This is a genomic window from Planomonospora sp. ID91781, assembly GCF_015711595.1.
GTDB lineage: Bacteria > Actinomycetota > Actinomycetes > Streptosporangiales > Streptosporangiaceae > Planomonospora > Planomonospora parontospora.
Genome location: NZ_JABTEY010000002.1, coordinates 487,315 through 506,795, shown reverse-complemented (window position 1 = coordinate 506,795; position 19,481 = coordinate 487,315). Strand labels below are relative to the sequence as shown.

Genomic DNA, 19,481 nt, shown 5'->3' with positions numbered 1-19,481 from the left:
CATGATCGCCCCGCGCCCGCAGTTCTTCTACGGGACCTCGTGGGGGCGCGTCCGTCGTGCGATCATATGTCGGTCTTTCCTGCGGCCGACCCGGAAGTCGGCCGCAGGAAGCCTCACACCAGCTCTCAACCGCATCTCCAGCGATGATCTCCACAGAGATCTTCGCAGAGACCTTCACAACGGATTTCCTGAGGCCATCCATAACCCGGACATCGTCGTAGAATCCCGCTATCACCTGGCGCGCTGGCTCGGCGAGGGTGATCGGCATGCGACCGGCAGGGTTTCGCGCGTCTAGCTGGCGAAGCATCCTCAAGATTTGCTTCCGGGACAGGCTTCGCCCTGTTTTCCGGAGATTACGGCGTCACTGCTCGGCTACGCTCGGTCCTCCTGGATCGGAGGGGCCCTGATGCAGCTCTACCGCGGGCGGGCGTTCATCGCCGCGTTCACTCTGGCCGCGTTCGCCGGCGGTGCTTCCGTAGCGATCTGGAAGGTGTGGGACCGGGACCGGGACCGGGTGCCGTCGACCGCCGGAGCGGCGCTCGCCCTGTTCGGCCTGTGGTTCTGGATGATCGCCCGCACCCGGACGTTCGCCGATCCGGCCCGGCTGCGCGAGCTGATCGCGCTGACCCGCACGCTGCCGGCCAAGGCCGACGCGCCGGAGACGGTGCTTCTGAGGACCATAGATCGCGGCAGGCGATCGGTGGCGATCTCCCGCACCCCGCTGAGCGCGCCGGCCGAAGCCCAAGCCGAGCTCAACCTCGGCGCGCCCATCAGCACGGCCGGCTACGAGCTGTTCGTTGTGACCCCGTACACGATCACCTGCCACCGCGGCAGCGTGACCATGGAGCGTGACGGCAACGGCGCAACGCGGATCGGGCTGCCCGGCCCGCTGACGGACCGGGCCGTCCTGCGGGAGCTGATGTTCAACGCCAAGACCGGCACGACGTATGTCACCGACGCGGAGATCACCGAGCTGGCTCACCGGCTGCGCCAGGCCCACACGCCGCGGTGATCCCGTCCGGGCCCGCACGACACCGGCGGACCCGGGCCACGCCCACAGGAGGTGATCACCTGGTGCGCGTGAGGCGCAGCAACGGCCCGCGACCGCCGAGCCGTCAGGCCTGGGGGAGGGAGGATCCGCTTTCGGCGCCGCGGCTCACGCCCGGCGGGTCAGGCGATGCGGGACGCCGGAGCGGTCCAGGTGTTGCACGCGCCCGGGGAGGCGTTACCGAAACCGCGCCGCACCCAGGTGGCGCGACTCTTGCCGCTGCCGTGGCTGCGCTCACGCTTGAGCGCGTCATCGCCGCTGCGGCGGGAGAAGTCCACCAGCGCCTCCTTGGCCTCGGCTCCGTATTCCCATGAGGCCCAGGCGCGGCCGGTGAACGCCGCCGCCAGGCAGTCGGCCTGCAGCTCCAGGCGGCGGTTGTTCATCAGCGCCTGAGCCTTGGTGCGGACCGGCCGGCGCGCGTAGGCGCTCATGACGCCGGCGAGGTTCTGCACGTGGTGGGCGTACTCGTGTGCGAGCACGTGCAAGGCCACCGGGTGCGCGGGATCGGCGACCATGTGCTTGTCGATCAGGATGGTCAGCTGCCGCCGGTTGTGGCAGTAGCGGCCCAGGACGTACTTGCCCCGCTTGGCTCCGCAGACGCGGGTGGGCTTGGTGATGAACCGGACGGTCGGCTTGGTGAACGGCAACCCGGCCTTCCTCAGCTGCGCTGACCAGGAGGTGTTCAGGCAGCCCAGCATCGCGGTCAGGTGCTTTTTGACGGCGGTGACGCTGCCGGAGTCCTCGGGCTCGTGGTCGCAGGAGACCGTCAGCTCTCCGGTGCCATACAGCGGGTTGCGGGTCAGCGCCTTGACGCCGGTGGGGACCGGTGCACCGGTGGCAGCGGTCGCGCTGGTCGCGCGGGTGCTGCGTCCGCCGGGTTATCCGGTCGGCGGACCGTGTCTCTCGTACGGCGACAGCAGCCGCTCGGCGGCCGCGCTCAGCTGGGCGACCTCCTGCACCGGCAGCCGGGTGCCGCGCCGGGTGATCCAATGCCGTACTTGGGAGGCGCGCAGCAGCGGCACGCCGTCGACCTGAACGACCCGCAGCATCCGCGCGGTGCGCCGTTCCCCGATCGCGCCCTTGCGCCAGGTCCGCACCGCCTCGTGGGTGCGCCACCGGTACACCGCATCGGCCGCCGCGACCAGACCGGCGGCGATCACGCCCGCCGGCCAGCTCCACAGCCAGCCCACGGCGAGGGCGACGGCCAGGGCGAGCGCGGCGCGCACCAGGCGCCGTCGGCGACCTTCGGCCATGAGCTCGCGGTAGCGGGCCTGCGCCGAGGCGCCGGCACCGCCGGCGGGGGAAGACGGGTGGTCACCGGCGACCTCCGAAAGCGGGGGAGCGGAGATGTGCGCGAGGAACGGATTTTCACCGTAAGTATTGCCGGTGACACTTTCGCCGATGTCTGTCCACTCCTGTCATGATGTGGACACCGCCGGTGCGCGGCGTGCTGCGCCGTCTGCGCGCTCCGGTGGCCCGCGTGCGGCGGATTCTCGGAGAACCCGCCGAGCCGATCCCGCGGACCAGCGGGTGGTTCTGTGAGCAGTTCGCGACACCGTTTGTAGGCCGGCTTCGACACCAGCCCTGACGGGCGATGGAGTGTGTTGCTGAGTTCTGACACCACCCCGGCGGTTGTAGCGGAATCACCAGAGTGCTGCTCGCTACCGGAATCGGCGTCAATCCCCCCTCGACGTACCAGCCCGCCTGACGACCCGACCCCGGCCCGCTCTTGCGGGAAGCAGGGGCCGGGTTCCTGATGCTCAGGATGCCGGTGGCGGCGCGCTTCCGTTGTGGAACGGGTTGTCGGCCAGTCGCTCGGGTGTGACCAGGAAGCGGATCACACCGGCCCGTACCTGCCAGGCGTGCCATACGACCCAGTCACGTTCGACACGGTCGGCAGGAACCGGATCGAAGGACAGGCCTCCTGTCCGCGCGTCGATGCGGATGAGACTGAACACGGCGTGCAGATCTCGGCGGCGCGCCTCGGCCACCACGTCCCGCACGGACCGGCCATGCCGCAGGGAGACGCCGGCGAACATCTCACCCGGATCCATGGCCTGGTCAGCGTTGGCGTACTGCTCTCCGGGCCGGGCCTGGCGGCCGAGCCGGACGTTCACATGTCCGGTGAAACCGACGGGAATCCGCACCACCATGACGCAGCCGCTGTCACGGCCCGGCCGGCATCCCTTCGGAGCGGTCTCCGTCGACAAGGCGACGCCGCCGAACCGGGGGCCGGAAGGGTCCGGCTCGGTCCGCGGATCGGGAACCTGATCGCCGCCGATCACCATGCCCAGGATCTGTCCCACGGCGCCCGGGGAGACCGGCACCGGACGCAGGTCGATGTCCAGGCCGACCGCGTGGAACGCCTCGCTGTATCTGGCGTGATCGGCGAAGGGGTCGGTGATGCGCGCGACGTACTGGTCACCGTCGCGCACGATCACGACGGCGGAGTTGGCGTAACTGACGGCGCTTCGGTCGCCCAGCAGACTGGGACCGATGACGACGCCGGTGGCGAGCACGCTGACGACGGCTGCCGCGGCCATCAGCCGCATTCGCCAGCGCCGCCCGTCGGCCGGTGAAGGCGGGGCCGCGGTGTCCGGCCGTACGGCGGTGATGGCGGCGAGCAGCGTTCGCGCCCCTGCGGTGGACGCCTGCCCGGCCAACTCGGCGTCGCGGACCCGGGCCAGTTGGCTGATAACTTCATCGGTGTCGTTCATAGTGGCCTTCCTGCCGAAATCTGCGAGTTCCTAGCCGTCGGCGTGAACGTAAGGCCGGCTGCGGCCAGTCGGTGGGCGAAGCGCTTGCGGGCGCGGTGGAGCCGGATGCGTACGGCGTTGCGGGAACAGCCCAGGACACGGGCGATCTCGGCGGCGTCCAGACCTTCCCACGCGACCAGGGACAGCAGCTCGTGATCGTCGTCGGACAGCTCGCGGAACACGTGGGCCACCTGGGTGAACTCCAGGCGCTTGTGTTAGTGCACGTCAGTTCCCTGCTTCTCAGCTTCGGAGGAATCCTCCTCCCAAGGCTCTGGCCTGGAGATTCGGGAGGAGAGGAGTCAGCGAAGTCTGTTTTGAGGATTCCTCTGCAGCCACGAAAGATCCTCGGTTATGTTGATGGTCCTTCACAGAGAGTGAAGATGAGGAAGGGCGCTCATGGCTATCGCGGTTGTGAAGGACCTGCGAGACAAACGCCTGCCGACTACCGACGAAGAACTGGCTGCCTTTGAGACCGACCTGCTGGCCGGTTTCGTACTGGCTCGTGCGGCAGCCGGCATAGCCGATGTGACGATCCGCCAGAACGTGATCGACCTGGAGCAGATCCGCTCCTGGCTCAACCGGCCGCTGTGGGAGATGCAGCCGAGTGATGCCGATGAGTACTTCGGTAAGGTGCTGCGCAAGGCGGCGCCGTTGACCCGCCACAGCAAGTCCGGCAGCCTGTCGATGTTCTTCGCCTTCCTCGACCTGCGATACCGCGCTGAGATCTACGCGCTCAGCGGGCATGTCGCCCAATGCCCGATCGACGACATGAACCGACCCAAGGGCAGCCCTCAGGTGCACATCCGCGTGCCACCCAGCCCGCAGGAGATCGACACGCTCTTCACCGGGTGGGCCGACGACCTGACGACGTGCCGCAAGTTCGCTCCCGCCGCCCGTAACTACACCGCCGCCCAGCTGATGGCCCAGGTCGGGCTGAGGATTCGCGAGTGCGTCAAGCTGGATCTGGATGACGTGCGCTGGGATCTGGGCACATTCGGCAAGCTGAACGTCCGCCACGGCAAAGGCCGACGCGGCCAGGGCCCCAAGCAGCGGATCGTCCCGCTGATCAACGGCGCCCGGCGGACGCTGCAGTGGTTCGTTGAGGACGTGTGGGCTCACTTCGACGACGACTGGACCCAGCCTGGCGCACCGCTATTCGCCTCCGAGCGTAAGAGCCGGGACGGCTCCTGCCAGCGGGTCGGACCGGACGCCCTGCGCAGCGGCCTACACGAGGCGGTCGAGCGCTTCTTGCCGAACTGGCGAGGCCGATTGACTCCCCACGTTCTTCGGCACTACTGCGCCTCCCAGCTCTACGGCTCCGGCATGGATCTACTGGCGGTCCAAGAGCTCCTGGGGCACGACTGGGTGGCCACGACCATGCGGTACGTGCACGTCCAGCGCACCCACATCGAAGACGCCTGGCTGCAGGGACAGCAGCGCGCCGCGCAACGCCTGAAGGGACTGGCGCCATGAAGTGGAACCTGCGGTTGGCCGCAGCCAACCGCGGCATCTGGAGGGCCAGTGAGCTGCAGCGCTTGCTGGCCGAGCGCGGCCTGAAGATCAGCGCGGGCAAGATGTCCGGTCTGTGGTCCGGCCGCCCCAACGCGATCAAGCTCGATGAGCTGGATGTGATCTGTGCCGTGCTCGGCTGCGGAGTCGAAGAACTCCTCATCGCCGAACCGGACACGGTGACTGCAGCCCCTTCGCATGACGTCCACGTGCAGGCGGCCAGTGGCGAGAGCTCGCGCTCCACGGAGGTGCGGCCTCGGCCTCGTGGCGGCCGGTCCCTGCCGCCGCGGTGAAAGCACCACAGGCGTACCGTCCCGTCGGTAGCTGCGGGCAGTGCTATGCCTGGGGAGCACTGGCCGGCAGGCTCTGCCGGGCATGCCGGACGTTCGCGCGCAACCATCCACACGGTACCTGCCTAGCCTGCCAGCGCCATGTTCCGGAGAAGAAGGGGTTTTGTCGCCTGTGCTGGCACGAGACGGGTATGCGTGTGCCCGCCAACACGGATCATGCGGGCCGTCGTCAGGTCATGGTGGCCATCACGAGTCAGCAGTTGTTCTTCACCGACATGAAACGAGCACTGAGCTCGATCGCGGCCTACGGCCCCACACCACGGCGTACCCGCACCACCCCCGAGGCGCTACTGAGTGATCTTCCTGGCCCCGGCCAGATGCGACTGTTCGACATGCGACGCGACCTGCTCCGGGCTCAGCGTGATCGTCACATTCGCCTAGACCACGAAGTCAGTGCGATCCCGCATCTGGCACACGCCTGGCACATCGCTGGCCGTCTGGCCGAGGCACAGGGATGGTCCGAGCGGCGACTTTACGATGTGCAGCGCAACCTGGTCATCGCGCTGTCCTGCCGGGGCCCTGACGAGCCGGTCCTCTACTCCGAACTGCTGCCGCTGGCCAGTCGGCAGCTCCCGGTCGAGCGCACCGCACTCGTGCTGGACGAGATCGGCATGCTCAACGACGACCGTCCTGACCCTCTGGAGGAAAACTGGCGCCGACGCCTGCACGGCGCTACTCCTGCGATCCTCGAGCAGGCTGAAGCCTGGCTGCGTCACCTGCGTGACGGCGGCCCGCGAGATGTACCCAAAGCGCGCCTGACCGTCGCTGAATACGCGCGAGTCGCCGCGCCGATCCTGCTGCAGTGGTCACAGAGTTTCGATGACCTGCGTGAGATCACTCCGCAGGACGTCACCGACGTCCTGAACGTGCGATCCGTCGGCCGCAGCCGCAGTCACGCCCTGGTCGTCCTCCGATCACTGTTTCGCTTCCTGCACCGCACCAGACGGATCTTCCATGACCCCACCAGCCGACTCAAACCCGGCAAGGCCGTCACCGCAGCGCTGCTGCCGCTGAAGGAACACCGCTACGAGCAAGTGATCGCTGCCGCCTCCACCCCGCTGCAGCACGTCGTCCTCGCTCTGGCCGCCATCCACGCCGCCAGCCGCCACGACATCAGGAACCTGATGCTGGAGGATTTCGACCTGGGGAACCGGCACATCATCATCAACAAGGTGCGCCGCCACCTGGACGACCTCACGCGCCAGGCACTGCTGGCCTATCTGGAAGAACGCCGTATCCGCTGGCCTCGCACAGCCAACCCCCATCTCCTGGTCTCCTCCCATACGGCCATGGACACCCGCAGGGTCAGCTCCTATTTCCTGACCCAGCTCTTCAAAGGACTGATCGGTATCGATCAGCTCCGCCAAGATCGGCAATTGGAAGAAGCCCTATCCCAAGGGGCCGATCCGCTGCATCTGGCCGCGGTATTCGGAGTAGCGGAGTCCACCGCCATGCGTTACGCGGATGCTGCTCGCAAGATCCTCCAAGAGGAATACGACATCGGCACCCCGGGCCGTTGCTGAGGCCGTTGCGCAGTAGCCAGACCGCAAGAGGAACGGATCTGCGCGTTACCCGACGACCTTGATGACACGGTGCGGGGACGCCATCGCATCGAGTGTCCCCCCCCCGCGGTATCACCACGGCCCGACACCCGTTCTACGCGCCTGCGCCGGCGGGGGCGCCGAAGGTGTCGGCCGCGTAGGCGGCCAGCTGCATGGCGATGCCACCGGGGATGGCGAGGTCGGCGGCCGCGGCCAGCACGGCGCCGGCGGCGGTGTGGTGGGCCGGCAGATGGCGGGCGATACGGCCGAGCAGCTCGTCGTGCTGAGCGGCGGTCAGGCCCAGGCGCTGGGCCAGGGCCGCCGAGCCGGTGGTGGCCGAGCACACCCCGGTCTCCGGCAGCTCCAGCCGCACGTCCCGGGTGGCCTCCCAGTCCCCGGCCAGGGCGGCGACGACGGAGCGGACCTGCTCGTAGCCGGTGGCCATCAGGAAAGTCGGAGCGCGGCCATAGCTCTTCATCCCGGTGATGTAGTAACCGGGTTCGGGGTGGGCGAGCTCGTCGGCGCCGTGGGCGGTGACGGTGCCGCACGAGTGGGCGTTGGGGTCGATCAGCGGCGCCAGCGCGCGAGCCGCGCCGAGGACCGCATCGCAGTCCAAGCGCACCTCGCTGGTGATGGCGTGGTCGGGGCGATAGCCGGTGGCGGCCACGATGCGGTCGGCGGTGAGGGTCTGCTCGGTGCCGTCGCCGGAACGGGAGACGAGCTCAATACGGCCGTCGCGGACGCGGACGGCGTGGGTGAGGAAGTTCGGGGCCAGGAGGATGCGGCCGGCCTCGACGAGCAGGGCCAGACCGGAACCGAGTGCACCCCGGGAGGGGAGGACGTCGGCGGCGCTGCCGTAGGCGCGCTCGGGGAGCCAGCGTGACTCAGCCCGCCATTGGCCGCGCTGGCCGGTGGGGCCGTGGGCGCTGCCGGGGCCAGCGCTTTCCTGGCGGTGGGTGTGGCTTTCCTGCTCGTGCCGTTCGGGCTGCGCCCCGCCGCCACCTGACAGCTGCGGCGGGGCGTGAGCGCCGGCCGCGTCAGGCCGGGGCCGCGGGTCCAGCATCACCTGCACGGCGGGAGCCAGCACCGGGTGAAAGGCCGCGTCCAGCACGGCCGGGATGGCGGTGATCTCCTCATCCACCCACCGTGACAACAAGGCCATGAACGCCCCGACGGCACCGATCGCCACCAGATCCAGCGCAAGCGCCTTGGGCAAGCACCTCATCACGGATCAAGGTCTGCAGCAGGGCTCGTCGTGGGCCGTCACCACCCGGCCGCCGCGCCGCCCGAGCAACGTCCGCACCAGCCTGCGCCGCTGGTGGACGTACTCGAACACCACCACGCTGAATCGGCTCGTGACCCGATTCGCTGCCGTGGTTTTCCGCACTGCAGTGCCCTGTAGGTAGGGCCGTTGAGCGTTCCCGTCGGTGGCAACCGTCTGGCACCTCTCGTGCTCTTTTCCTGCTACGCCGAGCGGGCTTCATGGAGAAAGACGGCCGGTCACCGGCCGCATGGGCCTTCAGACCCGAGCACTCCCTTCCGGCCTGGGCCGAGGGACGTCCTGCTGCCTGATGAAGGAGCTTCTTTCTCCATGACTTTCACCATCCGTTCCCCGCGTTCTCGTGTGCTGGCCACCGCTGCGGGCCTGGGCCTTGTCGCCGGAGTCGCTTTCACGATCAGCGGTACGGCTCACGCCCACCCCTCACCCTCGGACGCCTCCACCTCGGCCGAGAGCCTGCCGCGGGTCACGGCGGATGACCTCCTGAAGATCGCCGAAGAGCAGATCGGTATCACGGAGAACGCCGACGGCGGCGGCACCAAGTTCCAGGACTGGTACGTCACCTCCCAGCGGGCCAAGGAGACCGTTGAGCGCGACGGCGGCAACGTCAACGCCTACGCCAACGCCCCCTGGTGCGCGATGTTCGTCTCCTGGGTCGGCGAGCAGGCCGGTATCCGTCCCACGGTCGGCTGGGACGCCTACACCGTCACCTGGGCCAAGTGGTTCCAGGACAACGAGCGCTGGGGCTCCAAGACCACGCCAGGCGCTGTTGTGTACTTCGACTGGAAGAAGGGCGACAGCATCTACGGCATCGACCACATGGCCCTGGTGAAGAAGGACAACGGTGACGGCACGATCACCACGATCGAGGGCAACACCGGCAACGGCAAGGTCGAGCAGCGCGTCCGGCCCAAGGCCGAAGTCGTCGGGTACGGGTACCCGCAGTACGCGGCCTGACATCGACAGCTGACGGAAGGGGGCACAGCATGCGCTGTGCCCCCTTCGTTGGGTCGTGTGCCTTCCCACGCGCGTTGGTGGCCGTAGTCACCGTGGGTCCGATCGGGGCGTTTCGTGAGATTCCGGCCGCCGCACGCATGATGGGGGTTCGCTCACCCGGATGAGCGCTCTGTCGTTCACCGGCGCCGTCACGCCTCGGCCGGGTGGCCGCAGAAGCCGCAGAACCGGTGGGCGTGGCCCAGCCGCATCCCGCAGGCGGTGCAGTACTTCTGGACGGCCGCGCCCGGGTTCGTCCCGGCGGCCCCCGCTCCGGCTCCCGGGGCGGTGTCGCCGCCGTTGGGCGCGGTCCCCTCCGGTCGCCCGGGGTCGCGGGCGACCAGCACGGGTCTGCCGGGGCCGGTGGACGGCCCGCCCGGAGCCGCGGACGGCCCGCCGGGACCGGTGGGCGGGTCTCCGGGTGCGATCTTCGGCAGGGCGGGGAAGGACCGCCCGACCACCACCGTGGGGTTGGCCCCCTCGTCGACCGGGGGCCGGCGCGGGATGGCGACGGGCGGCTCGGGGACCGGCACGCCCGTCTCGACGGTCCCGGCCTCCGCGGGGTCCGGGTCCTGCGCGGCCCCGCGCCGCCACAGCAGCAGCGCCCCGGCGGCCACCGCGGCCACCAGCACGCCGCCGCCGGCCAGGAACGGCCAGAGCGGCACTCCCCCGCCGCCCGCGTCCTCGTCCGCGGCGGCCCGCCTGGTGCCCTCGTCCTCGGCGGTGCCGCGCTTGGCCTGCGAGGTCTTCAGGTGCGCGGCGGCCACGACGTGGCCGGGGTAGAGGTCCAGGACGCGCTGGAAGGCCGGGACGGCGTCACCGTAGTACCCGGTGTGGAAGCGGGTCAGCGCCTGCTCGAACGCGGCGTCGATCGGGCCGCGCCGCGCGGGCGCCTTCGCCTCGGCCAGCGCCGTGGTGATCTCCCGGACGCCGATCATCCGGGCCTCCTTGCCGCCGCCCACGAGCAGCCCGACGACCTCGCCCTTCTTGTCCTCGATCACCGGGCCGCCGAGCAGTCCCTTGTCGACGAGGGCGCCCAGCTTCACCGGCTCGTCGGCCTTGCCCTCGGGGTCCTTGAACCGCCTCCCGCCGTCCCCGGCGCCCCCGGCCTGCAGGTGCGCGATCTCCACGGTCTCCGGCCGGTCGGCCGCGGGCCGCCCGGTGAACCCGGCGACCGCGACCGGGGAGCCCTCCTTGTCGGGCACCTTGGCGGCCAGCGGCGCGGTGGGCATGCCCGCCCCGCCGTCGGCGCGCCCGACCGGCACCAGCACCGCCGGGCTGTCGGGCCCGTCCCCGGCGCGGGCGATCTCGGCCCGGAACCCCTCGGCGTCGGCGGGGGCGATGTTGGGGAAGATGCGGATCTCGGTGCTGACGTCGGCGATGCAGGTCGCCGTGGAGCTCTTCGGCGGGTAGCACTCCTGCAGGTGGTGGTCGAGCTTGTCGTCGCCGAGCTTGTGCCGCTCGAAGTCGTCGGGGATCTTCACCTTGTGGTGCTCGGCGAAGATGCGGTTCGCGGCGTACACCGCGACGTCCTTGCCGGTCTCCACCACGCGGGTCAGGGTGACGACCGCGCCGTCGGGGTTGACCACGGTCCCGGTGCCGCTGCCGATCGGCACCTCGTAGCTTCGCTCGACGTGGACCAGCTCGTCAGCGCGATCGAACAGGGTGATGTCCACCTTCGCCGTCGCCTCGACGCGCACCACCGCGGGGGTCACCAGGTCGGTGATCCCGCTGGGATGTTCGTGCGCCAGGGCAGGAGCGACGGCGGTAACCGCCAACGAGAGTCCAGCCGATACCGCAAGGACGCCACCACGACATCGCATCGCCACTCCTATGCCGGATAGGACAAGAGTCTCAGACCGTGGTGAATAAGTAAGCCTCCTTCGGGGTGCTTCTTGCGCGCGAGGCACGCGGCTGCCTGGACCGATCGACCTGCTCGCCTGGGCGACGGAGACCGGGGACACCCCCGTGGCGGACAAGATGGGGCATGGATCCCAACCGCGACGATCCGGCAGACTGCGGTCACATGACACTGCCCTTCCCCGTCGAAGACATCATCGCCACCTACCTGCGGGCGGTCGACGCCGAAGCCGACGGCCTCATCGAAGGGCTCTACCTCGAAGGGTCGGTGGCCCTGGGCGACTTCCGTCCCCGCACCAGCGACATCGACTTCGTCGCCGTGACCGCCGCCCCGCCGCAAGGCGCCGCCCTGGCCGCGCTGGAGCGCGTCCATGCGCGGCTGCGTGACCGGTGGCCGCGCCCGTTCTTCGATGGTGTCTACCTGACGTGGGACGATCTGCGAGCCGGCCCCACCGGCGCGAGCCCGCGGCTCCACAGCCACGAAGGCCGCCTTAACGCCGGCGCCAGTCCCGTCAGCCCGGTCACCTGGCACACCATCGCCGACCACGGCGTGATCTGCCGCGGCCCCACACCCGCCAAGCTGGACCTGTGGCGCGATCCGCATGCCTTGGCGGCCTGGACCGACGACAACCTCGACCGGTACTGGCGCCGGCTCTGCGAGCGGGCCTGTCGGCCGCTCAGCGCGTGGGGCCTGGCCACCCAGAGCTCCTATGGCGCCGTCTGGATCGTCACCGGTGTCGTGCGTCTGCACTACACCCTGGCCACCGGCGGCATCACCTCCAAGGACGGCGCCGGTCGCTACGCGCTGGAGACCTTCCCGGCGCGGTGGCACCGTGTGATCAACGAAGCCCTGCGCATCCGACGGGCGGACCGGGCCCGGCCCGCGCTCTCCAGCCTCATCGCCGGCCTGGCCGAGTTCCTGCCCGTCGGATTCACCTGCGACCGGCGATCGCTGTATGCGACACCGCAGGCCCGCCGCCGTGACGTCCTGGCCTTTGCCGACACCGTCATCACCGACGCGCACCGGCTCCACTGCGGACGGCGGGGAGGAAGAGAGCGCGATGAACCGCCGAGTACACAGGAGTGACCGGCGGCCCGACTCCGTACTGGGACGGCTGATCACGGCTCTGCGTCCGCCCCTGCACCGCGGCGGTCAGAACATGGATCCCTTCGCCTCTGCACGGAGGCGCAGCGGTCCTCGGCTCCGGAAGGCGCTCAACCGGCTTCCGGCGTCAGCGCGATGCGTCAACGCGCCGGGCGCAACCCGGCCAGCGCGACCGTGACGAGCCGCTGGACCGCGGCTTCGGACGGCAGGCTGCCGGCTGCGCCGAGGGCGTGGATGCAGTAGGCCGCGAGTTCGTCGGGCGCGACGTCATCCCGCAGATCACCGGCCTCGGCGCCTTCGGCCAGCAGGCCGCAGATGAAGTCGTGGAGGTGCTGCCGCGCCCGGACGACGTGCTCACCTCGGTGGAGGAGCGCCGCCAGCTCGGTGCCGTGATGCTCGTGCTGGATGAGCGCGTAGGCCTCGAGGACGGCTTTGAGGCGCTCACCGGCGGTGCCGGCCTGGTCGCGGAGCCGGGCGAGATGCTCGAGGTGGCGGAGGATCTGACGTTCGTGCCACGCGGTCAAGATGGCTTCGACGTCGGGGAAGTACTTGTACAGCGTGGCCCGGCCGACACCGGTCTCCTTGGCGATCTGTGACATCGTCACCGACCGCAACCCGTGCTCGGCCACCAGCGCCGCGGCGGCGTCGAGGGCCGCATCGCGGACCGCGCGGCGGTGCGTCTCGATCGTCTCATTCCACAGCTTTGGCATTAACTCAGTATACGCAGCGACACTGTCAATACATTATGTATTGACAGAGACATCGTGTATCGAAAAGCTGTTGTAGCGACAGCCGCGAGACACCTGCGCCGCAGAGGAGACACCCATGACCGATCCGCGCTCACCCCGCGACCCAGACCCGAATTCCGAACACCGGGGGATGCCACGCTGGGTGAAAGTGTTCGGGATCATCGCCGCCGCGGTGATCCTCCTCGCCGTCATCGTGATGCTCATCAGCGGCGGCGACCACGGTCCCGGCCGTCACCTGCCGTCCGGCGGCGGTGATCAGATCCAGCCCTCCCGCAGCGCAGAGCACAGCGGCCATCAGCAGCCATGATCATGACGCCGCCCGTGCGCAAGTTCGCGCTCACCGTGCACGTCACGTCCTCGATCGGCTGGCTGGGCGCGGTCATCACCTTCCTGGTACTCGCGATCATCGGCCTGGCCGGCAAGGATGAGCCGATGGTGCGCGCCGCTTATGTCGCGATGGGGCCGATCACCTGGTACGCCATCGTCCCGTTGGCCCTGGCATCGCTGCTGACCGGCCTCATCTCCTCCCTGGGTACCGTGTGGGGCCTGTTTCGGCACTACTGGGTCCTGCTGAAGTTCCTGCTGATCATCTTCGCCACCGTCGTCCTGCTGATGCAGTTGGGGCCGATCAGCCATGTGGCAGGCACGGCGGCGGAGACGACGCTGTCCGCCACCGTGCTGCGCGAGGCGCGGATCTCGCTGGTGGTCCACGCCGGCGGCGGCCTGCTGGTCCTGCTCACGGCCACGGTCCTGGCGGTGTACAAGCCGAAGGGCAGAACCCGCTACGGGCGACGCAAGTAACGCAACGGCAGCCGCTCATCTCATAAACGCGACCGGCTCCACCCCGCCCCGAACAGGGGGATCCGAACCGGCCGCACCGGACGACACCGCGGTTCCCCCGCGGGACGCTCGTCGAGGCCCGCCACGCAGGCGGCCGCATCGCCGGCCGCGACAGGGCCCGCCGGGCCGTACCGGTGGACCGCATGATCCGGTCGCAGGAAACGCACCGATCTTACTATGGACCGTAGTGGGCATTTCCCCGCTGGAAGCAGGCGGCACCGAAGGCGGCGAGGCGCCCGGCACGCCCTAAGCCTCTCCAATTAATGCTCCCTGACCAGGAGATTTGCTCAGCGGCCCGCTGAGAGCGTCGGATCCTGCCGGGGAGAGTGCCACTGCGAGATCACCGTGATCGAGAAGGGAAGTACGGATCAAACGGTGAATCAACCGGCGCTGCTTCTGTAGCATTTCGCCCGACATCCGGGCAAAGGGAAGGCGTCACCGTGACCGTGGCAGGCATGCCGCTGAAGTTCGGACGGATAGCCGCGGCGGTGGGGCTCATCACCATCACGCTGCTCCCGCTCGACGGGGCGGTCGCCGAACCGCAGCCCACCATCGCCCAGGCCAAGGCGAAACTGAAGAAGCTGAACGACCAGGCCGACAAGATCGTCGACCGCTATAACCTGGCCAACCAGCGGTGGAAGAAAGCCAAGAAGACCTACGACCGGTTGAACGAGGACTACACCCGGCAGCGCAAAACCGTCGAGGCGCTGCGCCGCGACCTCGTCACGGTGGCGATCAGCTCCTACCAGTTCGGCGGCCTGACCACCAGCGAAGGACTCATCACCAACAGCGACCCAAGATCGATCCTGAGCAGCATGGCCACGGTCAACCAGATCGCGGCCGGCCACACCGCGTCCCTGCGCGCCTTCGACGCCGCCAACCAGACCCTCAAAGCGAAACACAGCCAGGCGAAAGAGGCCTTGGCCGAAGCGGACACGGCGCGAGACACCCTGGCCGCCGAGAAGACCAAGACCGAACGCACCATCGCCGAGCAGACGAAACTGCTGCGCAGGCTGGGCGCCTTCCGGGCCGGTGATCCCAACAGCCCCGGCATCGTCTACAGCGGGCCGGCCTCGGGCAACGCCCGCACGGCACTGGAGTTCGCGTTCAGACAGGTCGGCAAGCCCTACCAGTACGGCGGTGAAGGGCCGGGATCGTACGACTGCTCGGGACTGACTCAGGCGTCCTGGCGGGCAGCGGGAGTCGAGCTGCCCCGCACGACCTGGGAGCAGTGGAGCTGGGGCGCCGATCGGCGCATCCCTTTGGACCTGAACCAGCTGCAGCCTGGAGACCTGCTGTTCAGCAAGGGCCTGGGGCACATGGGCATGTACGCCGGTGACGGCAAGATGGTGCACGCCCCGCGCACCGGTGACGTCATCAAGGTCGTCGACCTGGATGATTACTGGTGGGGCCGGCTCCTGGGGGCTGTCCGTCCGTGACCGGCTGCCCTGCGGCGAGGCTGACGCCCGCACCGAGGCACGCCGATCGCGCCACGAAGCCGGTGCGCCGTACCCGCGCGCCGGGCGGTTTTCGAACCGGCGGGGAAGGGGTGACGGTTGTTTCCGCGGTGGAGATCACCTGGGGGCGTAGCGAGTGGTCCAGGTGATGCCGCCGTCGGCGCTGGCGACGACCCGGTCGCCGTCCAGCGCGGCGAGCACGGTGCCCTGGTGAGCGGTGAGCGCGTGAGCCGGTCCGCCCAGGGTGCCGCGTCGCTGCCAGGTGGTGCCGCCGTCACCTGAACGCCACACGGTCCCGTCGGGTGCGGCGCCCCACGCCTGGTCCGCCTGGTTCCAAGCCAGCGTCGCCAGCGCCGGCGCGTCAGGCACCAGATACCAGGTGCGGCCGCCGTCGGTGGAACGCCCGACCCCGTCGCGGCCGATGGCGAGGATGGTCTGCGCATCGGCCGGGCTGACGGCGAAGGCTCCCACGGCGATCGTGGAGCGCTGCTGCCAGGTGCGCCGGTCGGAGCTGACCAGGAACGCACCGTCGGCGGAGTTGTAGCCGTAGACCAGCCCGTGGGCGGCCTGCAGGCCGTGGAAGTCCGCCGCTCCGGGCAGGGACATCGTCGTCCAGGTCACGCCGCCGTCGGTCGACTCGATCAGGCCGAGATCGCTCGGGCCGTCGTCGTGCTCACCGGGATGGCCCGAGGCCAGGAAGCGGCCCGGTCCGGCGGCGGTGAATCCCATCAGGTCCGAGGTGTTCTGCGAGACCCGCACGGCGGTGCCCGTGTCAGTCAGGCGGAACAGGCCGACATGCGTGGCCACGTAGGGCACACCGGTGCCGGGGTCGACCACCATGCCGTGCACGTGCCCGAACGCCTCACTCGCGGCGCCGCCCCCGGAGCCGGAGCCGTCCTGGCTGCGCATGACGAGCACACCTGCGACCGTGATGACCATCACCACCGCCAGGGCCGCCAGCAGCGGCCGATGCTTCATGCGGCGCGACGGCGGAGCCGGCGCCGCACGTCGGGTTGTCTTCGGGACCGCTGGTTTTGCCGCGGTCGTCTTCTCGCTCATCGGATGTCGGTGTCCCTCGTGGGTTGTGGTCGGCCGGCCGGTGCTGTCCCGGTGGTGGCGATACCGTGCCGCGGCCATCGGGGGGGCGCATCCGTGCGGGAGTGTCAGTGCAGGGCTGCCAGACGCCGGGTGTACTCGTCGGTGTCCAGTTCACCACGGGCGTAGCGCTCGGCCAGGATGCGTCGGGCCGAAGCGGTGACGTCGGCGTTCGCCGCCGGCGGCGCGGCGGGAGCGCCTCCGGCGCGAGCCGGAGTGGAGCGGACGACCAGCCAGACGACCAGCGCGGTCAGCGCCAGCCAGAGCAGCATCATGCCGCCCATGGGCCACATCATCGTTCCGTATCCATGGTGCATCGTGATCGTTTCCTCCTCGTGCTGGGGGAGTGGCTCTGCCGGCGGCAGAAGGCGGTTCACGCCGCGCCGACCTTGAACAGGCCGGTCGCGCCGCGGGCGGCGTCGGCGAAGCGATGGCTGACCACCGGGTACTCGCCGGGTTCGGCGAAGGTGAACTCCACGAATCCGCCCTGGGACGGGGCCAGGTCGAGGACCTGCGCGCCGCCGCCCGCCGTGTCGTCGGGGCGGACCGTGTAGCCGCCGTCCTTGAAGACGGTGTCGAACACGGCGCCCACGACGTGGAAGGCCGAGGGCGCTGACGGGCCGGCGTCGACGACCCAGATACGGGTGCGCTCACCCGCGGTGGCCGTCAGCGGAGCGAAGCGGTACTGCCCGGCGTAGCCGTTGAAGGCGACCGCGTCGTAGTCGGCCGTATACAGCTTGCTGAGCTTGGCCAGGCCGTCCTGGGGGCCGAGGGCCAGCTCGGACTGGACGACGACGAACTCCTGGTCGACGTCCGGCAGGTTCGGCGGGTCGATGACGATCGCGCCGTACATGCCGTTGCCGATGTGGTGCAGGGCGGGGGCGCTGCCGCAGTGGTACATGAACGCCCCGGCACGCTCGGCGGTGAAGGTGTAGGTGAGCTGCTCGCCTGGTTCGATGGTACGCATCTTTCGGTCGGGGGCGACCTGGGAGGCATGGAAGTCGATGGAGTGGCCGGTGGAGCCCTTGTTGACCAGGGTGATGGCGAAGGTGTCGCCGACTCTGCCGCGCAGGACCGGGCCGGGCAGGGTGCCGTTGTAGGTCCAGGCGCGCTGCCGTACGCCCGGGGCGACCTCGATGACCTTCTCGGTGATGGTCAAGGTCGCCTTGTGCGTGCGTCCGGTCGGCGCGGGCGGGAGGACGGCGTCGCGGGGGCGGAAGCCGAAACCGGGTACGGCGGTCGCGTCGTAGGTGGCGGGCGTGCCCTTGCTGCCTTCGTGGCCGGCGTGGTCGTGGCCGTCCTCGGTGGTCAGCTTCGGATCCTCCTCATGCCCGGAGGGTCCGCTCTCGGGGTGGTTCGTGCCGCCGGATGCCGGTGTGCTGTCGTGCCCGCTTTCGCCGGTCGCGATGCCGGCCCCGAAACCGGCCCCGAAACCGGCACTGGCCAGTAGCACCGCGCTCAGTGCACTCGCTGCGATGATCAGAGGTCTGCGCATTGGTGGTCGTCTTCCTGCTGATGGTGATCGCCGGGAAAGCAGCGGATCCACGGCGCCGGTCGAGGATTCGGCGTGACGGCCCTGAAAGTCTGATGAAGTCATCAGCGCTTGCCTCTCATGGCTGCTGCGGTTTCCTCTGGTTGCTCACCAGACTGCCCGCTCATACCCCTTAGGGGTAGTGTCGTTGGCCTCGAGGCAAGGGGACGAAGGTCCCTGCTGGGCAGAAAAAACTATGGGAGATAGTCGATCGTATGCGAGGTGGATGGATGACCGTCGTCAGCGCCTCAACTCGCTGATCACATCTTTCCGATTTCCCCTTGCCGACCCGACTCTTCTCCGGTCGAGGCACTGCCCGCGCTGTGAAAATGGCTGGTCATCTTCAACGATCCCACGTCGTAGAAAACAGGGGGACGGCCCGACGGCCTTGCCCGCGGGAACCAGCTGAAGAGCACACCTGCCCTCGCACCGGACCTCCGGCGTGAGGGCTTCACTGCGATAGGGGGCCGCCCTGTCCTGAAACGGGAACGGCGCAGACCGGGTACCCATCGTCCCCGCTCTGCGCAGTTGCGCGCCCCTTCGCCGGACCGGGATAACTTCCTGCTGGACCGCATGGCCGGCCGGATGCGGAAGCCGGTGAGCTCCGGCTCCCGAACGACGGTTGCCGAGGCGGCCGTCATCCGTGGTCCGGCGGACGGCACAGGGCGTGGCTCCCGCAGCTCCCGATGCCTCCGGTGGGTGCTCTACGCCGCCGGGCCGGCCGTGCCAGAGTCAGGAGGCCTGTTCCGGGGGGCCAGGGCGGAGGCGAGGGTGGCCTCGAGGACATCGGACACATCGGCGGCGGGCAGCCGCCCGGCCTCGACCTCGGCCGCAGCCGTGTGCAGAAGGCTGTAGACGGTGGCGAGCAGCCAGTCGTGCGGCAGGTCGGCGCGGACGGTGCCGTCCTTGTGACCGCGGGCCAGCAGGTCGCTCACCACGGCCATGGGCTCGTCGTGGTGGGCGCGCATGCGCTCAGGACCGAGGACGCGCACGGCGGCGGCCTGCAGGCTGCGGTACCGGTCCAGGACCTGCCAACAGGAACGGACCACCTCGGCCAATGCCTGGTCGGCGGGCAGGTCCTGCACCGGTACCGCGTCCAGGACGGTGCGCGCCTCGCCGATCGCGCGGCCCATCACCTCCTCGAGCAGGTCCTCCCGCGAGGGGAAATGGCTGTAGAGGGTGACCCGGCCGACTCCGGCGGCGCGGGCGATGTCGGCCATGGTGGCGTCGGCGTCGCGGCCGAAGACGGCGAGTGCGGCCTCGACGATGGCGGCGATGCTCCGCTCGGCGTCGGCCCGGCGCCGGACGCGCGGGCCGGCGCCGGCAGCGGTACTGGTGCGGTCGGTGGCCATGGGGCAAGCGTACGGG

The 19,481-nt window shown here is 69.5% G+C and carries 20 protein-coding genes; 9 read left to right on the top strand and 11 right to left on the bottom strand.

The genetic code is table 11. The features are described 5' to 3' along the window. The first annotated feature begins 406 nt into the window (after positions 1 to 406). Positions 407 to 1,012, top strand: a complete 606-nt coding sequence (locus tag HS048_RS21570) for a hypothetical protein (RefSeq protein WP_196468442.1) — start codon at positions 407 to 409, stop codon at positions 1,010 to 1,012. Between the two features lie 158 nt (positions 1,013 to 1,170). Here the strand turns inward: HS048_RS21570 and HS048_RS21565 are convergent, their stop codons facing one another. The 4 genes from HS048_RS21565 to HS048_RS21550 all read right to left on the bottom strand — a co-directional run bounded on the left by HS048_RS21565 (position 1,171) and on the right by HS048_RS21550 (position 3,986). Further along, positions 1,171 to 1,755, bottom strand: coding sequence for a neutral zinc metallopeptidase (locus HS048_RS21565; RefSeq protein ID WP_255529755.1), 585 nt, complete (start codon positions 1,753 to 1,755; stop codon positions 1,171 to 1,173). Between the two features lie 171 nt (positions 1,756 to 1,926). Next, a complete protein-coding gene (locus HS048_RS21560; protein ID WP_196468440.1) occupies positions 1,927 to 2,301 on the bottom strand; it encodes a hypothetical protein in 375 nt (124 codons plus the stop codon). 507 nt (positions 2,302 to 2,808) lie between these two features. Further along, entirely contained in the window at positions 2,809 to 3,765 is a 957-nt protein-coding gene (locus HS048_RS21555; RefSeq protein ID WP_196468439.1) for a hypothetical protein, read from the bottom strand. After that, positions 3,762 to 3,986 (bottom strand): RNA polymerase sigma factor, encoded by a 225-nt coding sequence (locus HS048_RS21550; RefSeq protein WP_374058788.1) that lies wholly within the window; start codon positions 3,984 to 3,986, stop codon positions 3,762 to 3,764. Before HS048_RS21550 ends, HS048_RS21555 begins: the two co-directional genes overlap by 4 nt. A gap of 214 nt (positions 3,987 to 4,200) precedes the next feature. Here HS048_RS21550 and HS048_RS21545 point away from each other — a divergent pair, with 214 nt between their 5' ends. From HS048_RS21545 to HS048_RS21535, 3 genes are all read left to right on the top strand, one after another. Continuing rightward, positions 4,201 to 5,277, top strand: a complete 1,077-nt coding sequence (locus tag HS048_RS21545) for a tyrosine-type recombinase/integrase (RefSeq protein ID WP_196468438.1) — start codon at positions 4,201 to 4,203, stop codon at positions 5,275 to 5,277. Then, entirely contained in the window at positions 5,274 to 5,606 is a 333-nt protein-coding gene (locus HS048_RS21540; protein WP_196468437.1) for a helix-turn-helix transcriptional regulator, read from the top strand. Before HS048_RS21545 ends, HS048_RS21540 begins: the two co-directional genes overlap by 4 nt. A gap of 194 nt (positions 5,607 to 5,800) precedes the next feature. Further along, positions 5,801 to 7,186 carry a hypothetical protein gene (locus tag HS048_RS21535; protein WP_196468436.1) on the top strand — a complete coding sequence of 462 codons (1,386 nt, stop codon included), beginning with the start codon at positions 5,801 to 5,803 and terminating at the stop codon, positions 7,184 to 7,186. A 133-nt stretch (positions 7,187 to 7,319) separates the two neighbouring features. Here HS048_RS21535 and HS048_RS21530 read toward each other — a convergent pair whose 3' ends face one another. Continuing rightward, positions 7,320 to 8,420, bottom strand: a complete 1,101-nt coding sequence (locus tag HS048_RS21530; protein WP_196468435.1) for a hypothetical protein — start codon at positions 8,418 to 8,420, stop codon at positions 7,320 to 7,322. 375 nt (positions 8,421 to 8,795) lie between these two features. On the opposite strand from HS048_RS21530, the gene HS048_RS21525 reads away from it, so the two are divergent. Further along, the gene (locus HS048_RS21525; protein WP_196468434.1) at positions 8,796 to 9,440 is read left to right on the top strand and encodes a CHAP domain-containing protein; all 645 of its coding nucleotides are present in this window, start codon (positions 8,796 to 8,798) and stop codon (positions 9,438 to 9,440) included. A 188-nt stretch (positions 9,441 to 9,628) separates the two neighbouring features. Here HS048_RS21525 and HS048_RS21520 read toward each other — a convergent pair whose 3' ends face one another. Next, the gene (locus HS048_RS21520) at positions 9,629 to 11,254 is read right to left on the bottom strand and encodes a tol-pal system YbgF family protein (RefSeq protein ID WP_230881823.1); all 1,626 of its coding nucleotides are present in this window, start codon (positions 11,252 to 11,254) and stop codon (positions 9,629 to 9,631) included. A 248-nt stretch (positions 11,255 to 11,502) separates the two neighbouring features. Here HS048_RS21520 and HS048_RS21515 point away from each other — a divergent pair, with 248 nt between their 5' ends. Further along, positions 11,503 to 12,423 carry a nucleotidyltransferase domain-containing protein gene (locus HS048_RS21515; RefSeq protein WP_196468432.1) on the top strand — a complete coding sequence of 307 codons (921 nt, stop codon included), beginning with the start codon at positions 11,503 to 11,505 and terminating at the stop codon, positions 12,421 to 12,423. A 158-nt stretch (positions 12,424 to 12,581) separates the two neighbouring features. On the opposite strand, the gene HS048_RS21510 is transcribed toward HS048_RS21515, so the two are convergent. Beyond that, positions 12,582 to 13,151, bottom strand: a complete 570-nt coding sequence (locus HS048_RS21510; protein ID WP_196468431.1) for a TetR/AcrR family transcriptional regulator — start codon at positions 13,149 to 13,151, stop codon at positions 12,582 to 12,584. 115 nt (positions 13,152 to 13,266) lie between these two features. Here HS048_RS21510 and HS048_RS21505 point away from each other — a divergent pair, with 115 nt between their 5' ends. The 3 genes from HS048_RS21505 to HS048_RS21495 all read left to right on the top strand — a co-directional run bounded on the left by HS048_RS21505 (position 13,267) and on the right by HS048_RS21495 (position 15,469). After that, positions 13,267 to 13,497: a hypothetical protein gene (locus HS048_RS21505; protein ID WP_196468430.1), complete on the top strand. Its 231-nt coding sequence runs from the start codon at positions 13,267 to 13,269 to the stop codon at positions 13,495 to 13,497. Then, entirely contained in the window at positions 13,494 to 13,991 is a 498-nt protein-coding gene (locus HS048_RS21500) for a hypothetical protein (protein WP_196468429.1), read from the top strand. Before HS048_RS21505 ends, HS048_RS21500 begins: the two co-directional genes overlap by 4 nt. A 479-nt stretch (positions 13,992 to 14,470) precedes the next feature. Further along, on the top strand, positions 14,471 to 15,469 hold the full coding sequence (locus HS048_RS21495) for an NlpC/P60 family protein (protein WP_307832582.1): 999 nt from the start codon (positions 14,471 to 14,473) through the stop codon (positions 15,467 to 15,469). Positions 15,470 to 15,604: 135 nt separating this feature from the next. Here HS048_RS21495 and HS048_RS21490 read toward each other — a convergent pair whose 3' ends face one another. From HS048_RS21490 to HS048_RS21475, 4 genes are all read right to left on the bottom strand, one after another. Continuing rightward, complete coding sequence (locus HS048_RS21490; RefSeq protein ID WP_196468428.1) at positions 15,605 to 16,465, bottom strand: F510_1955 family glycosylhydrolase; 861 nt, start codon at positions 16,463 to 16,465, stop codon at positions 15,605 to 15,607. Positions 16,466 to 16,650: 185 nt separating this feature from the next. Then, positions 16,651 to 16,866 carry an SHOCT domain-containing protein gene (locus HS048_RS21485; protein WP_196468427.1) on the bottom strand — a complete coding sequence of 72 codons (216 nt, stop codon included), beginning with the start codon at positions 16,864 to 16,866 and terminating at the stop codon, positions 16,651 to 16,653. Between the two features lie 89 nt (positions 16,867 to 16,955). Then, positions 16,956 to 18,077 carry a multicopper oxidase domain-containing protein gene (locus tag HS048_RS21480; protein WP_196468426.1) on the bottom strand — a complete coding sequence of 374 codons (1,122 nt, stop codon included), beginning with the start codon at positions 18,075 to 18,077 and terminating at the stop codon, positions 16,956 to 16,958. Between the two features lie 740 nt (positions 18,078 to 18,817). After that, entirely contained in the window at positions 18,818 to 19,465 is a 648-nt protein-coding gene (locus tag HS048_RS21475; RefSeq protein ID WP_196468425.1) for a TetR/AcrR family transcriptional regulator, read from the bottom strand. Positions 19,466 to 19,481 lie beyond the last annotated feature (16 nt).